This is a genomic window from Gloeothece verrucosa PCC 7822 (assembly GCF_000147335.1).
Lineage (GTDB): Bacteria > Cyanobacteriota > Cyanobacteriia > Cyanobacteriales > Microcystaceae > Gloeothece > Gloeothece verrucosa.
In genome coordinates this window covers 1,692,953-1,705,502 of record NC_014501.1, presented here as the reverse complement: position 1 = coordinate 1,705,502, position 12,550 = coordinate 1,692,953, and the positions used below count along the sequence as shown (strand labels likewise).

Sequence of the window (12,550 nt, the reverse complement as noted above, 5' to 3'; positions counted from 1 at the left end):
ATTACTAATGCCGCATCGATCGATATTGACCAGTAAACAGTAATCAGTCTACTAACTCCCCTCATTACTGTCTACTGATTGAACTGTTCTATTAGCCATCAATCTCATCAATCACTCTTAGATAACCTTGTTGTATCAATTCGGCTACTGAGTTTTCAGGATCATCGGCATTGAGCGTCATAGAACTCTCACAAAAGCCAACAGATGCTAATTCAGCATTGCTCCTATCCTCAACAGCACTTGAGAGACGCGGCATTATTTCTTGAAGTTGTTTGATTAACTCAACTGAGCTATTAGTTGTCAGTTTAAACCCTTCTTGAGTAACATAAGTCGTCATATAGACCTCCTTTTCAAGAGTTTACCTAGCTAAATGAGGAAATCTTACTTACCAAAAACAAGTTTTAGGGTTTCCTAACTTTATTATCTTGCTCTTTTCTGCTGAAGATACTTATTTTTAACAAATTTTCAGGCATCAGTTCTCAGGTTCTTTATCCATACATACAAACAATAATTTGTCAATAGTTGGCAATAATACTTCATGTCAGTTAAGATCTTTAACGAAATGCCTTTGGAGTAATCCTGATGAAAAAGCAACAAAAGCCAACAGTTTACTTGACCGGAAAACAGCCAAAAATGAACCTTATGGCTTTGTTCTTCTTTATGATAGGAGCTTTGCCCCTTTATGCTCAATTTAGCACTGGAGGACAAGCGAGTTACTTTTTAGGTCTTCGCTCGTTTAACAAGTTAGTCAAAATTACTCTAATAGGGGTAATGGTAGCGGCTTTGACAGAATTATTCACTTTTGCTCTATAGCAGTTTTTATGACAATAAACGAACCCGCATCTTCTGTAACCATTAAACTGGCTCAGTTTCTAAAATGGCAGGGACTTGTCCAAACCGGAGGCGAAGCAAAAATACGCATCCAAGGAGGAGAAGTTTTAGTGAATGGAACTCTTGAAACTCGGCGGGGACGTAAGCTGGTGAGTGGTGATCGCGTCACTATTGATGGCAAAACTTATCAGGTCAATTTGTAAGTACCAGCGACAAAATTAAGATTAGTCAGGCGACAGGCAATAAGCAAGAGAAAAGCCTTGTAGGTATTTTATAAGTCTTTACAGAGCAGATTGAATTTATGTCGCACTTTTTCACTAAAACAATCATGGACTTAATGCCAAGCTCGTCGTTTAATTATGCCCAAAGATTTTTTTAATGTTCCATAAGAAAGATGTATTAAAACATTAGACGAGTTAGCTTATAGCAAATAGAGGCTTCTTAGGCTAAACATCTAATTTTAGCTGTTCATTAAATTGGCGAATTTGACAACTTAGTCGACAGGAGAACAATTATGTCTAAAATTAACCTAGTGCAGCTAAATAAGGCTTTGTCTAAAGTTGACTATCCTATTTCTAGACGAGACTTGATTAAATATGCAGAGGATAAAGGTATTGATGAGAAAGTCCTCCGTTTATTTACTCAGTTACCCTCCCAACGTTATCAAACCTCTGATGAAGCTCTAAGCGCAATTTTTTCTTCACAGAGAAAAAGACGAATCAAAATTAATCGAGAGCAAGTAGAGAAAATTTTACAGGATGTTGTCTATCCTATTTCCAAACCTAAATTAGTTCTCTATGCTGAAAACAAAGGTGTAGATGAAAAAATTTTAAAGCTTTTCATCGAGTTGCCGCCTCGAGTTTATGATACATCTGCTCAAATTCTTGAAGCTATTGAAGAACACTGAATCTTTACATTTTCTTTAGATTTTCTTCCTTGTAGTTTCAGCCACAAGAGAGACGTTAAATCCTCCATTATCCTAAACAATTGTAAATAAGGAGATAAGTTGTCTTAAAGTTGTTAGTTTATGAAACACAGGCAAGAAAAAAATCTTCCTCTAACCTTATGGTCTGAACAAGCCAGCCTGAAAATTAAACAAAGGCTATCGGAAGTTACAGCCAATATTGAGAGAGTTCTTTTAAACCCTGCCTACTGGACGCAACCCGATCAGTCTTCAGGGGATAACAAGAATGATCATCAACCTTGACAGAGATGAAGATTTAACCGGAAAAAACTTGGAGTGCTTTTTCTGTTAACTCTTGTATCATTTCTAAGCTAAGACAATTTTTCTCACTCGTCATCTTTAACCAGAGAAGATACTCTATATTACCTGCTGGCCCAGTAATTGGGGACCAGCTTATTCCGCCATAACTCCATCCTAACCCTTGAGCCGCTTGCCAAACGCCAAAAATTGCCTGGGCTTGATCTTGGGCATTACGGACAACTCCTTTTTTGCCTACGCGCTCACGCCCTACTTCAAATTGAGGTTTAACCAATAAAATTACCTCCCGAGGCGGCACTAATAGCTCCCAAAGCGGCTGTAACACTTTAGTTAAAGAAATAAAAGAGAGGTCCATCACGCCCAAATCAGCCGGCGGTTGGTCAAGATACAAATCTGAGTAAGTTAAATAACGAAAATTGGTTCTTTCTTTGAGAATAACTCTTTCATCAGAGCGTAAACTCCAAGCCACTTGTCCATAACCCACATCTACTCCATAAACCCGCTTAGCTCCGGCTTGTAATAAACAATCGGTGAACCCCCCGGTAGAAATGCCACCATCAAGGCATATACGCCCCTCTACAGGGATTTGGAAGACTTCTAGGGCTTTTTTGAGCTTTTCACCGCCTCGAGACACATAAGGCGGTTTAGCTTGCAGTACAATTTCGGCGCTTGGATCAACTTCTGTACCGGGTTTATCGATAATCTGTTGATTGACTTTTACTTCTCCTGCGCGGATCAATCTCTGTGCTTGTTGGCGAGAATCACAGAGGTTAAGCTCAACTAATCGGTTATCTAATCTTTGTTTGGACAAGGAAGTGCAGGCATTATAAACTATATTTGATTGTACAAAAAAGTATCAAAGATGGTTTCTGATGGTTTGCTGGAATGGTTGACGGTATTCGGTTATATCGCTTTTGCGGGTTTTATCGCCTGGCGCGTTTGTATCGGTAAATAAAGAGTTGTTGCCAATAAACTAGCCGCATATAGCCTAAAAACTCAAATCTGAAAAAATGAGCCGGAAAAGGGTAAGACTAATTCTTTAAGCTTGACCCTTTCCTCGATTTTATTCGTTATACTGTTTGCTGTTTTGGACAGATTCAATCAGCGATCGCACCTCTTGAGTTCCTTGCGAAGCTTCAAAGGTGAAGGGGAATTTTCTTCTAGCGAGTACCCGTAACCCTACGGGAACAAGACTGAGCATTCCCCTTAAATCTCGAAAATAATTACCTACTACCAATAAGGCAAATTTTCGCTCATCAACCCAACCCCCTTGTTTTACTAAATCAATTAAGACTTTGCGGTGACGGATGGGGCGGCTATCTTTAGCTTCATGTCGTCTGAGAATTTCTTGTTTAATTTTGCCGATTTGATCCATTGGTGCCACTTCCATCGGACAAACCGTGTTACACATATAACAGCGAGTACATCCCCAAACCCCTTCTTTAGCTGTATTGTATTTTTCTAAGCGGCTTTCGGTTTCGCTATCTCTGTTGTCGATCACCATCCGATGAGCTTTAGCTAAAGCATGGGGACCCACAAATTCCGGATTAACATCTCTGGCGTTACATTCCGAATAACAAGCGCCGCATAGAATACAATTGCCCATCTGATCTAAGCGTTCTCTTTCTTCAGGCGTTTGTAAAAATTCTCGTTCAGGAATTGAGCGGGCATTTGTACTTACATAAGGATCGACCGCTTCCAGACTATTCCAAAAGCTATTCATATCCACAATTAAATCTTTAATGACTGGCATATTGCCCATAGGAGCAATAGTAATCTCAGGTATGCCCCCGTTAGTAGTGGATGCAAACAGTTCTAATTCTTGGCCGACGTTTTGTTTACAAGCTAAGGCCGAACGTCCATTGATTCTCATCCCACAACTGCCGCAAATAGTATTACGACAGTTTTTGCGAAACGCTAATGTCCCGTCTTGCTCCCACTTAATCCGATTAAGACAGTCTAAAATTGTATTTCCGGGTTCTACATCTAGAGTATAAGATTGAACACGGACTGTAGAGTCGGGTTTTTGTCGAAGAACTTTAAAAATAACTTGCATTTTGATACCGGCTGCATCTAATTCAAAGCTAATGGGCTGGGGTCGGGAACGGGTTCCCGACTGGGGTGCGGAACGAGTTCCGCACTAGGTACTTGAGGATGACAGGTGAGGAGATTTTACAGCTTAATTGATCTAGCCACTATGATGGATTTTTGCCTGTCCCCCCTAAAAACACCCCCATCCTCAATGATAAGAGATTTACTGATTTACTTCGTACTTGAACCTCTATAAACCCGGCGATGTTAAGAAAAATTAACAATTTACCTTCTCATTCCTGTTCTCTATAGGGTGCTAACCCGAGTTAATTTTAATTATGTTTGACTACTTACTTTCTTCTGTAGATGATCACCTAAGCAGGTACAGCAAAAACACGACTCATCACTCGAGTTTCAAAATACGAGCAACCCCATGAGTCTACTAATTCTCTATTATGCGGATTCGCCTTTTGACTTAAGTCTATAGTGCCTTTTTTACCTCAATAGACATTTGTTACCTTTTATGCAAGTAGATTTACTCAACTTAACCAAGAGGTAAGCATCTTAAGGGTTAGTGCTTAAAGTTTATTTTTTTTGTTTTGTAGTCGTTTAAGCAGATAGAGGTCAGCTTGTTGATCCTCAAAAACTTCCCCGTCAAAATTTTTGCCCTTGAAACTTCATTGCTATAAGCCCTCCCTAACCATTATATTGCCCCCCACCTAATTAGAGAAAAAATTTTTGTCCAAGTTCTAGAAATTTTTGTTGTCTTTTTGATAAGATATATTGTTAAGATAAAAGTGAAATAACAGTTAGTAGAAAATCAAGGAAGAAATTAGTCTTATGCCAGAACCTAATCCTTTAACTGGAAAAGCACTACTTCAAAAAGTGAAAGAGCTATCCCACTTACCTCGTAGGGAAACCGCGAAACAGTGTGGCTATTACACAGAAACCAAAGACGGTCAGACACGAGTCAATTTAACAGACTTTTATGATGCCGTCTTAGGTGCTAAAGGCGTTCCCCTTGATCCAGGAGGGGTAAAAGATGGTCGTGGACGCGAACCGACTTTTCGAGTCAGTGTTCACAAAAATGGCCAAATTGTCATTGGTTCAACCTACACTGAGCAAATGGGATTAAAGCCAGGTGATGAGTTTGAAATTAAATTAGGCTACAAACATATTCACTTGAAACAACTCGAAGGAGAAGGCTCAGGAGTCGACGAAGATCAACCTCTGTCGGCCTAGATAAACCTTAAGAGACAAGATAAGTCGGTTATTTCTTGAAAAATGTTCCGTAGATAACCGACTACATAAGCTTGGTGTGTTAAATCCAAGCTGAAAAAATTCCCATATCTGTAAAAAAAAAGGGGACAGGTTGAGAATTGGACAACTGATATTGAGATTAGACTCTGTAGATTGTCCCGTGATGGCCTGCCCTAAATCTTTAATTAAAAAAACAGTAATTTGCCCATAGACTTAATTACTGTGTATTGTTGTACCCGCTAAAAATTGTCAGGCTCAAGATGTGGTTCAGCTTTGTTTCCCCGTCAAATTTTTGGTCGGACTTAGTAATCAGTAAAAATTCTTGGCTAAAAATTTTAATTTTTTTAGTCGCTTGGGTAATAATTTGGTTTCCCATTGCTATTCCTTTAGCTTGGCGGTTGAAATGGAATCCATTGAAAAATTTAACCCTAAGCGTAGAGCAAAAATTGCCCTTGATTATTTCTTTATATTTACTGGCTCCTTTAGGGGTTTGGGAAATGGCCAAATTAGAAGGAGAAACTTTGGCTGATTATGGGATGGTTTTTAATCCGCCGCTTTTTTGGCATTTAGGAACGGGAATAAGCTTGGGGATAGGAATTTTAGGGCTTATTTTTGGGGCTGAGGGATTATTAGGATGGATCAATTGGCATGGTGAAAAGTTTCCCAAATTTGGCACAGTGATTTTTCCCTTGCTAGGATTGGCCCTTGTAGTGGGAGGAATAGAAGAATTGGTGTTTCGGGGTTTATTTCTCAATAAATTAGAACAAGATTACTCAAGGGAGATAGCCGCTATCCTTTCAAGTGCTATATTTGCCCTGTTACATTTAGTCTGGGAACGGAAAAACACTTTAGCACAGTTACCGGGGTTATGGTTGATGGGGATAGTATTAGTAGCGGCGAGATGGGTAGCGGGAGGGAATTTAGGGTTAGCATGGGGACTTCATACCGGTTGGGTGTGGGCAATGGCCTCTTTAGATACAGCCGGATTAATATCTTATAGCGGCAAGGGTTCACCTTGGTTAACGGGTTTAGGAGGACAACCTCTGGCCGGACTAGCCGGAATTCTCTGTATGGTAATCACAGGGATAATTTTATTAGTCATGAGTCATTAGTCATGGGTCATAAGTCATTAGTCATCGGTCTTTAATTTTTAGCCAGATGTGAAAGCATTTTACCCTCTTTGGGGTACTTACTTGTCGAGTAAAGTTCTCAGTGCGGAACTCGCATTCTCCCCCAGCCTTTTAGCGGCACTTTATTCTCCCATGTCCCACTAATAACTCATGACTCATGACTCATGACTAATAACTAATGACTAATGACGGTAAGATAAAAAATGGAATTTGGATAAATTCGCTACCGAACCTTAAATAAAAGCTTATGCAAACTCTGGACACTCCGAAAACACCAACTTCAAGCGCATCGGATTTTGATACCACCATCCACAGACGAAAAACTCGTCCGGTAAAAGTGGGAGATGTCACCATCGGCGGCGGTTATCCGGTGGTAGTACAGTCAATGATTAATGAAGATACTTTAGATATAGAAGGTTCTGTGGCGGCTATTCGGCGCTTACATGAAATTGGCTGTGAGATTGTGCGGGTAACCGTTCCTAGTATGGCCCATGCAGTCGCCTTAGCCAAAATCAAAGAACAACTAGCCAAAACTTATAAACCTGTTCCTTTGGTGGCCGATGTTCATCACAATGGCATGAAAATCGCCTTAGAAGTCGCTAAACACGTGGATAAAGTCCGCATTAATCCGGGGTTATACGTGTTTGAAAAACCAAAGGACGATCGCAGTGAATATACTCAAGCCGAATTTAATGAGATTGGGGAAAAAATCCGCGAAACTTTAAAACCCCTAGTTCTCACCCTGAAAGAACAGGATAAAGCCATGCGGATCGGGGTCAATCATGGTTCTTTAGCAGAAAGAATGTTATTTACTTATGGGGATACCCCAGAAGGGATGGTAGAATCGGCTCTAGAATTTATCCGGATTTGTGAATCTCTGGAGTTTTATAACATTGTTATCTCCCTGAAAGCGTCTAGAGTGCCGGTGATGTTAGCGGCTTATCGTCTAATGGTTAAGCGCATGGATGAGTTAGGCATGGATTATCCGCTACATTTAGGCGTTACAGAAGCCGGAGATGGGGAATATGGACGGATTAAATCCACTGCGGGGATCGGTACGCTTTTAGCTGAGGGAATAGGGGATACTATACGGGTATCTTTAACTGAAGCGCCAGAAAAGGAAATTCCGGTCTGCTATAGTATTCTTCAAGCTTTGGGACTACGCAAGACGATGGTAGAGTATGTTGCTTGTCCTTCTTGCGGTCGTACCTTGTTTAATTTAGAAGAAGTCCTTGATCGAGTTCGGAAAGCCACTAAGCATTTAACCGGCTTGGATATTGCTGTGATGGGATGTATTGTTAATGGTCCGGGTGAAATGGCCGATGCTGACTACGGTTATGTAGGTAAGCAAGCGGGTTATATTTCTCTGTATCGAGGAAGAGAGGAAATTAAAAAGGTACCGGAAGATAAAGGCGTTGAAGAGTTGATTAATTTAATTAAAGCTGATGGGCGCTGGGTCGATCCATAAAAAAAGACCTAACCCCCTAATCTCGTTCGCGACAAAAAAAGGGTGAATAAATTAGCTGTTTTACTCCCCCCTTATTCAGGGCCCCCAGGGCTGTTTCGTTCTTTTGAAATGCTCTCAGGCTGAAGCCACTAGCTCACGAACCAAGCCCGCCTGCGACGAATTATGAGCCTTTTAGCCTGCTTTGGCAGGCTTCGTTCGTATAGCCCAACCCTTCAGGGTTAGGGAATTTGAGAGAATGAAATAGCCCTGGGCCCTTATTCAGGGGGGTCCGTGTCAGTTTATTGGTTTATAACTCTTCACTCTTTTTAAAAATTAAAGCCGCCATCGGAGGAACATTCACCTCAAGCGCATAAGGCCAAGGTTGAGAATTCCATTGATGGGTTGGAAGCTTCAAAGAATTTTCTAACCCATTACCGCCATACATTTGTGAATCCGTATTCAGCAATTGAACATAAGTTCCTGATTCCCGTACCCCTAACCAATAATTTTGGTAAGCATTCGGCTTAAAATTGCAAATTGTCACCATCATTTCACCGGAATACTTATCTTTACGGATATAAGAAATTAAGCCGCGTGCCACATCATTACAGTCAATCCATTCAAACCCGTCATTTGTAAAATCATCACTATAAAGTGCTGGCTCATTTTGATACAAATAATTCAAATACTGCACCAACTGTTTAAGCTGCTGATGAGAATCCTTTTCTAACAGCCACCAATCTAAATCAGCATTAACATTCCACTCACGGGTCTGACCAAACTCCATCCCCATAAACAGCGTTTTCTTACCGGGATGAGTAAACATATAGGCAAACAGTAGCCGCAAATTGGCTAACTTTTGCCGGTCATCTCCAGGGATTTTTTGGAATAAATGCCCCTTCCCATGCACCACCTCATCATGAGAAAGTGCCAGCATAAACTTCTCAGTAAAGGCATACCAAATACTAAAGGTAATGGTATTGTGAACATTAGAGCGATCTGAAGGTTGGGTGTGGAAAAAGCGCAAGGTATCATTCATCCATCCCATATTCCACTTAAAATTAAACCCTAATCCGCCTTCATTAGTCGGGTGCGATACTTTTGGCCAAGTGGTAGACTCTTCAGCAATAGACAGAACACCCGGATAATATTCAAATATCGTATTATTCAACTGCCGCAAAAACTCAGCCGCTTCTAAATTTTCCCGTCCGCCATATTGATTAGGAAGCCATTGACCGGGTTCCCGGGCATAGTCCCAATAAAGCATCGAGGCAACCGCATCTACTCGAATTCCGTCAATATGATACTTATCAAACCAAAAAAGGGCATTAGAAATTAAAAAATTGCGGACTTCATTGCGTGCATAATTAAAGACTAAAGTCCCCCACTCTTTATGTTCTCCTTGTCGAGGGTCAGCATATTCATAGAGAGGAGTTCCATCAAAAAAGGCTAATCCATGTTCATCCTTGGGAAAATGCCCCGGAACCCAATCTAAAATAACACCAATATTATTTTTATGACATTCATCCACAAAATACATAAAATCTTGAGGAGTCCCATAACGAGAAGTTGGGGCAAAATACCCAACCACTTGATATCCCCAAGACCCATCAAAAGGATGTTCAGTTATCGGTAACAATTCAATATGGGTATAACCCATTTCTTTAACATAAGGAATAAGCTTATCGGCTAGTTCTCGATAGGTTAAAAACCGTGCCCCCGGTTTATTCGGAACCGCCACAGGAACCCCATTTTCAATCTGCGTATCCCAACCCGTATGCAACCAAGACCCTAGATGCACCTCATATACCGAAACCGCTTGAGTATGGGGATTACTTTGAGAACGCCGCGTCAACCAATCTTGGTCATGCCAAGTATAGGATAAATCCGTCACAATGGATGCCGTAGCCGGGCGGAGTTCTTGTTGATAACCATAGGGGTCAGTTTTAAAGGTCGTCTTTTGCTGGTTATTTTTAATAACGAACTTGTATTTTTCTCCCACCTCCAGCGAAGGAATAAATAGCTCCCAAATACCCATCGGGTTACGTTCCATCGGATGTTGGTCAGCATTCCAAGCATTAAAATCACCCACCACCGAAACGGATTGAGCATTAGGCGACCACACGGCAAAGTAAACCCCTGTTACCCCGTCAAATTCAACGAGATGCGCTCCGAGTTTTTCATAAATCTGATAATGTTTTCCTTCTCCAAACAGGTGAAAGTCAATATCACTGAGTAAGCTGTTTTGGACAAGATTGGTTTGTTGCATAGGGAGTGTTAAGGTAGATTGTTAAGATTTATTAACTTTGATTGTTTATACCTTAACCGAATATGGCCACTATGCACCAGAAAAATGTAAGGAAGCCATGATTATGAGGCTAGGGGATGTCTGTCCTCAGTCGGTAAGTGAAAAACTATTTTTTTTACAAAGAATTGATGAAAAATTCAGCAAAATTACTTACACATAAAATTAATTTTTTACTAAAAATTAGGTGATAAATCTCACTCTTTTATAGTGATTAATATCACATACACTAGATAAGTATTAGTCTATATTTTTATTACTAAATTTTAAGTTTAATTAAATAAATTAAGGAGGTTGAATGTTTGAGGTTCTCGCAGATTTGCAAGCTGATTCCATAGATTCTATTTCGGGTCTCAACACGAATGAGCCTGTACACCCTTCTTTAACATCTTTAAATCCTTTTTTGGGTAATTCAAAAACTCCTGCTTTAGGCTTAGTTGATAATTTTAGTGATTTAAATATTAATTCACTAACAGACATTAGTCTTATTTACCCAGTAGAAGAAGCTGGTTGTTTAGTCGAAGATCAACTGACAAGATTCGCCACACAGCCTGAGTTTTATGATCAATTTGGTTTAGCTTTTGGGGAAAATTACAATCAAGAAATTGCTGAGTCAATTCGCCAAAGTCTAGCCCAAGGAGATTTTAGTCAATTACCTAAAGTGGAAATTATCAGTTCTGATATTTTAGGCAATGCTAATGGAGCTTATGCTAATTCAGTTCAAACGATTTTCTTATCGGATCAGTTTGTTAAGACTCACAATATTGAGGAAATAGCCGGGGTATTAACAGAAGAAATTGGACATTATATAGATTCACAAATTAATCGTTTTGATGCGGCAGGTGATGAGGGGGATATATTCTCTCATTTAGTACAAGGGAAGCTTTTACCTGATGAGAAGTTAGCTTTATTAAAGCTTGAGGATGATTCGGGAGTTATTACAGTAGGTGGGCAAAATATTTTAATAGAAAAATCTCAAAGTTCTGATTTAAACGGAGATAGACGTGACGATTTAGTATTACGTGCTCCTGATGGAAATATTGATGGTTGGTTGCTCAATTCACAAGGAAAAGCTACCTCACCTCACCGGATTGGTTTTGCCGATAATAGCTGGAGTGTTGTGGGCATTGGTGATCTTAATGGTGACGGACGTGACGATTTAGTATTACGTGCTCCTGATGGAAATATTGATGGTTGGTTGCTCAACTCACAAGGAAAAGCTACCTCACCTCACCGGATTGGTTTTGCCGATAATAGCTGGAGTGTTGTGGGCATTGGTGATCTTAATGGTGACGGACGTGACGATTTAGTATTACGTGCTCCTGATGGAAATATTGATGGTTGGTTGCTCAACTCACAAGGAAAAGCTACCTCACCTCACCGGATTGGTTTTGCCGATAATAGCTGGAGTGTTGTGGGCATTGGTGATCTTAATGGTGACGGACGTGACGATTTAGTATTACGTGCTCCTGATGGAAATATTGATGGTTGGTTGCTCAACTCGCAAGGAAAAGCTACCTCACCTCACCGGATTGGTTTTGCCGATAATAGCTGGAGTGTTGTGGGCATTGGTGATCTTAATGGTGACGGACGTGACGATTTAGTATTACGTGCTCCTGATGGAAATATTGATGGTTGGTTGCTCAACTCGCAAGGAAAAGCTACCTCACCTCACCGGATTGGTTTTGCCGATAATAGCTGGAGTGTTGTAGGAGAATCGGGTTACTATCGTGAACTTTCATCATTAACCGATAATGATTGGAATTATCAAAGTCGTGATAATTTATTCTTTGATGGCAATCTTCAAAATGGTGAAAGTCTTGCATCCGTAAAGCAGATTTACTCTGATCTCTCGAATGGTATTTTTGGCTCTTATAAAGTTATGACTGCTGGATACAAGGATACCACTAATTACGATGGTATCCACTATGGTATTGATATGGGTTCAACGGCCGGTAATACGGTAAAAACTGTAATTGGTGGTACAGCTACTCTAATTCAAAATATTTCTGGCAACTACTTCATAGGTATTAAAGGTGATGATGGTAATCTTTGGATTTATGGTCATCTGAAAAATTATACTAACGGAATAGTTGGTAAGCGTGTTGAAGCTGGAAGCATAATTGGTACAGTTTTTGATGGAGCTTCTTACCAAGGCTATTGGATGTACCCCCATACTCATCTAGAAGTACATAAGGGGCATAATTACAATCAAGCTAATTCGATAAGTCCCTTACAAGCTTATTGGAAATGGCGTAACCGCTAATTAATTTGTAGGGCAAAAATTGCTTACCTTGCCTAGTTTCAAAATAATTTTGGCTATA

General features: G+C 40.2%; 12 protein-coding genes. 8 read left to right on the top strand and 4 right to left on the bottom strand.

The features are described from left to right. Positions 1–91: 91 nt before the first annotated feature. Positions 92–337, bottom strand: a complete 246-nt coding sequence (locus CYAN7822_RS07595; RefSeq protein WP_013321657.1) for a hypothetical protein — start codon at positions 335–337, stop codon at positions 92–94. Positions 338–582: 245 nt separating this feature from the next. Here CYAN7822_RS07595 and CYAN7822_RS07590 point away from each other — a divergent pair, with 245 nt between their 5' ends. From CYAN7822_RS07590 to CYAN7822_RS07575, 4 genes are all read left to right on the top strand, one after another. Then, complete coding sequence (locus tag CYAN7822_RS07590; RefSeq protein ID WP_013321656.1) at positions 583–813, top strand: hypothetical protein; 231 nt, start codon at positions 583–585, stop codon at positions 811–813. Positions 814–821: 8 nt separating this feature from the next. Further along, positions 822–1,034: an RNA-binding S4 domain-containing protein gene (locus CYAN7822_RS07585; protein ID WP_013321655.1), complete on the top strand. Its 213-nt coding sequence runs from the start codon at positions 822–824 to the stop codon at positions 1,032–1,034. 311 nt (positions 1,035–1,345) lie between these two features. Beyond that, a complete protein-coding gene (locus CYAN7822_RS07580; RefSeq protein ID WP_013321654.1) occupies positions 1,346–1,738 on the top strand; it encodes a DUF2795 domain-containing protein in 393 nt (130 codons plus the stop codon). Positions 1,739–1,858: 120 nt separating this feature from the next. Then, positions 1,859–2,038: a hypothetical protein gene (locus tag CYAN7822_RS07575; RefSeq protein ID WP_013321653.1), complete on the top strand. Its 180-nt coding sequence runs from the start codon at positions 1,859–1,861 to the stop codon at positions 2,036–2,038. A 13-nt stretch (positions 2,039–2,051) separates the two neighbouring features. Here the strand turns inward: CYAN7822_RS07575 and CYAN7822_RS07570 are convergent, their stop codons facing one another. Beyond that, positions 2,052–2,864: a TlyA family RNA methyltransferase gene (locus CYAN7822_RS07570; protein WP_013321652.1), complete on the bottom strand. Its 813-nt coding sequence runs from the start codon at positions 2,862–2,864 to the stop codon at positions 2,052–2,054. Positions 2,865–3,116: 252 nt separating this feature from the next. Further along, complete coding sequence (locus CYAN7822_RS07565; protein ID WP_013321650.1) at positions 3,117–4,109, bottom strand: succinate dehydrogenase/fumarate reductase iron-sulfur subunit; 993 nt, start codon at positions 4,107–4,109, stop codon at positions 3,117–3,119. A gap of 815 nt (positions 4,110–4,924) precedes the next feature. Between CYAN7822_RS07565 and CYAN7822_RS07560 the strand changes: the two genes are divergently transcribed. The 3 genes from CYAN7822_RS07560 to ispG all read left to right on the top strand — a co-directional run bounded on the left by CYAN7822_RS07560 (position 4,925) and on the right by ispG (position 7,942). Beyond that, positions 4,925–5,326, top strand: coding sequence for an AbrB family transcriptional regulator (locus CYAN7822_RS07560; protein WP_013321649.1), 402 nt, complete (start codon positions 4,925–4,927; stop codon positions 5,324–5,326). Positions 5,327–5,604: 278 nt separating this feature from the next. After that, positions 5,605–6,456 carry a CPBP family intramembrane glutamic endopeptidase gene (locus CYAN7822_RS07555; protein WP_013321648.1) on the top strand — a complete coding sequence of 284 codons (852 nt, stop codon included), beginning with the start codon at positions 5,605–5,607 and terminating at the stop codon, positions 6,454–6,456. Between the two features lie 265 nt (positions 6,457–6,721). Beyond that, a complete protein-coding gene (ispG, locus tag CYAN7822_RS07550) occupies positions 6,722–7,942 on the top strand; it encodes a (E)-4-hydroxy-3-methylbut-2-enyl-diphosphate synthase (RefSeq protein WP_013321647.1) in 1,221 nt (406 codons plus the stop codon). A gap of 286 nt (positions 7,943–8,228) precedes the next feature. Here ispG and glgB read toward each other — a convergent pair whose 3' ends face one another. Beyond that, a complete protein-coding gene (gene glgB, locus CYAN7822_RS07545) occupies positions 8,229–10,190 on the bottom strand; it encodes a 1,4-alpha-glucan branching protein GlgB (RefSeq protein ID WP_013321646.1) in 1,962 nt (653 codons plus the stop codon). Positions 10,191–10,524: 334 nt separating this feature from the next. On the opposite strand from glgB, the gene CYAN7822_RS07540 reads away from it, so the two are divergent. Further along, entirely contained in the window at positions 10,525–12,492 is a 1,968-nt protein-coding gene (locus tag CYAN7822_RS07540; RefSeq protein ID WP_013321645.1) for an FG-GAP-like repeat-containing protein, read from the top strand. The last annotated feature ends 58 nt before the right edge of the window (positions 12,493–12,550 follow it).

Bases quoted from the DNA above. Each gene is read 5' to 3' on its own strand.
- CYAN7822_RS07595 (WP_013321657.1), bottom strand. From the start codon at position 337: ATGACGACTTATGTTACTCAAGAAGGGTTTAAACTGACAACTAATAGC.
- CYAN7822_RS07590 (WP_013321656.1), top strand. From the start codon at position 583: ATGAAAAAGCAACAAAAGCCAACAGTTTACTTGACCGGAAAACAGCCA.
- CYAN7822_RS07585 (WP_013321655.1), top strand. From the start codon at position 822: ATGACAATAAACGAACCCGCATCTTCTGTAACCATTAAACTGGCTCAG.
- CYAN7822_RS07580 (WP_013321654.1), top strand. From the start codon at position 1,346: ATGTCTAAAATTAACCTAGTGCAGCTAAATAAGGCTTTGTCTAAAGTT.
- CYAN7822_RS07575 (WP_013321653.1), top strand. From the start codon at position 1,859: ATGAAACACAGGCAAGAAAAAAATCTTCCTCTAACCTTATGGTCTGAA.
- CYAN7822_RS07565 (WP_013321650.1), bottom strand. From the start codon at position 4,109: ATGCAAGTTATTTTTAAAGTTCTTCGACAAAAACCCGACTCTACAGTC.
- CYAN7822_RS07560 (WP_013321649.1), top strand. From the start codon at position 4,925: ATGCCAGAACCTAATCCTTTAACTGGAAAAGCACTACTTCAAAAAGTG.
- CYAN7822_RS07555 (WP_013321648.1), top strand. From the start codon at position 5,605: ATGTGGTTCAGCTTTGTTTCCCCGTCAAATTTTTGGTCGGACTTAGTA.
- ispG (WP_013321647.1), top strand. From the start codon at position 6,722: ATGCAAACTCTGGACACTCCGAAAACACCAACTTCAAGCGCATCGGAT.
- glgB (WP_013321646.1), bottom strand. From the start codon at position 10,190: ATGCAACAAACCAATCTTGTCCAAAACAGCTTACTCAGTGATATTGAC.
- CYAN7822_RS07540 (WP_013321645.1), top strand. From the start codon at position 10,525: ATGTTTGAGGTTCTCGCAGATTTGCAAGCTGATTCCATAGATTCTATT.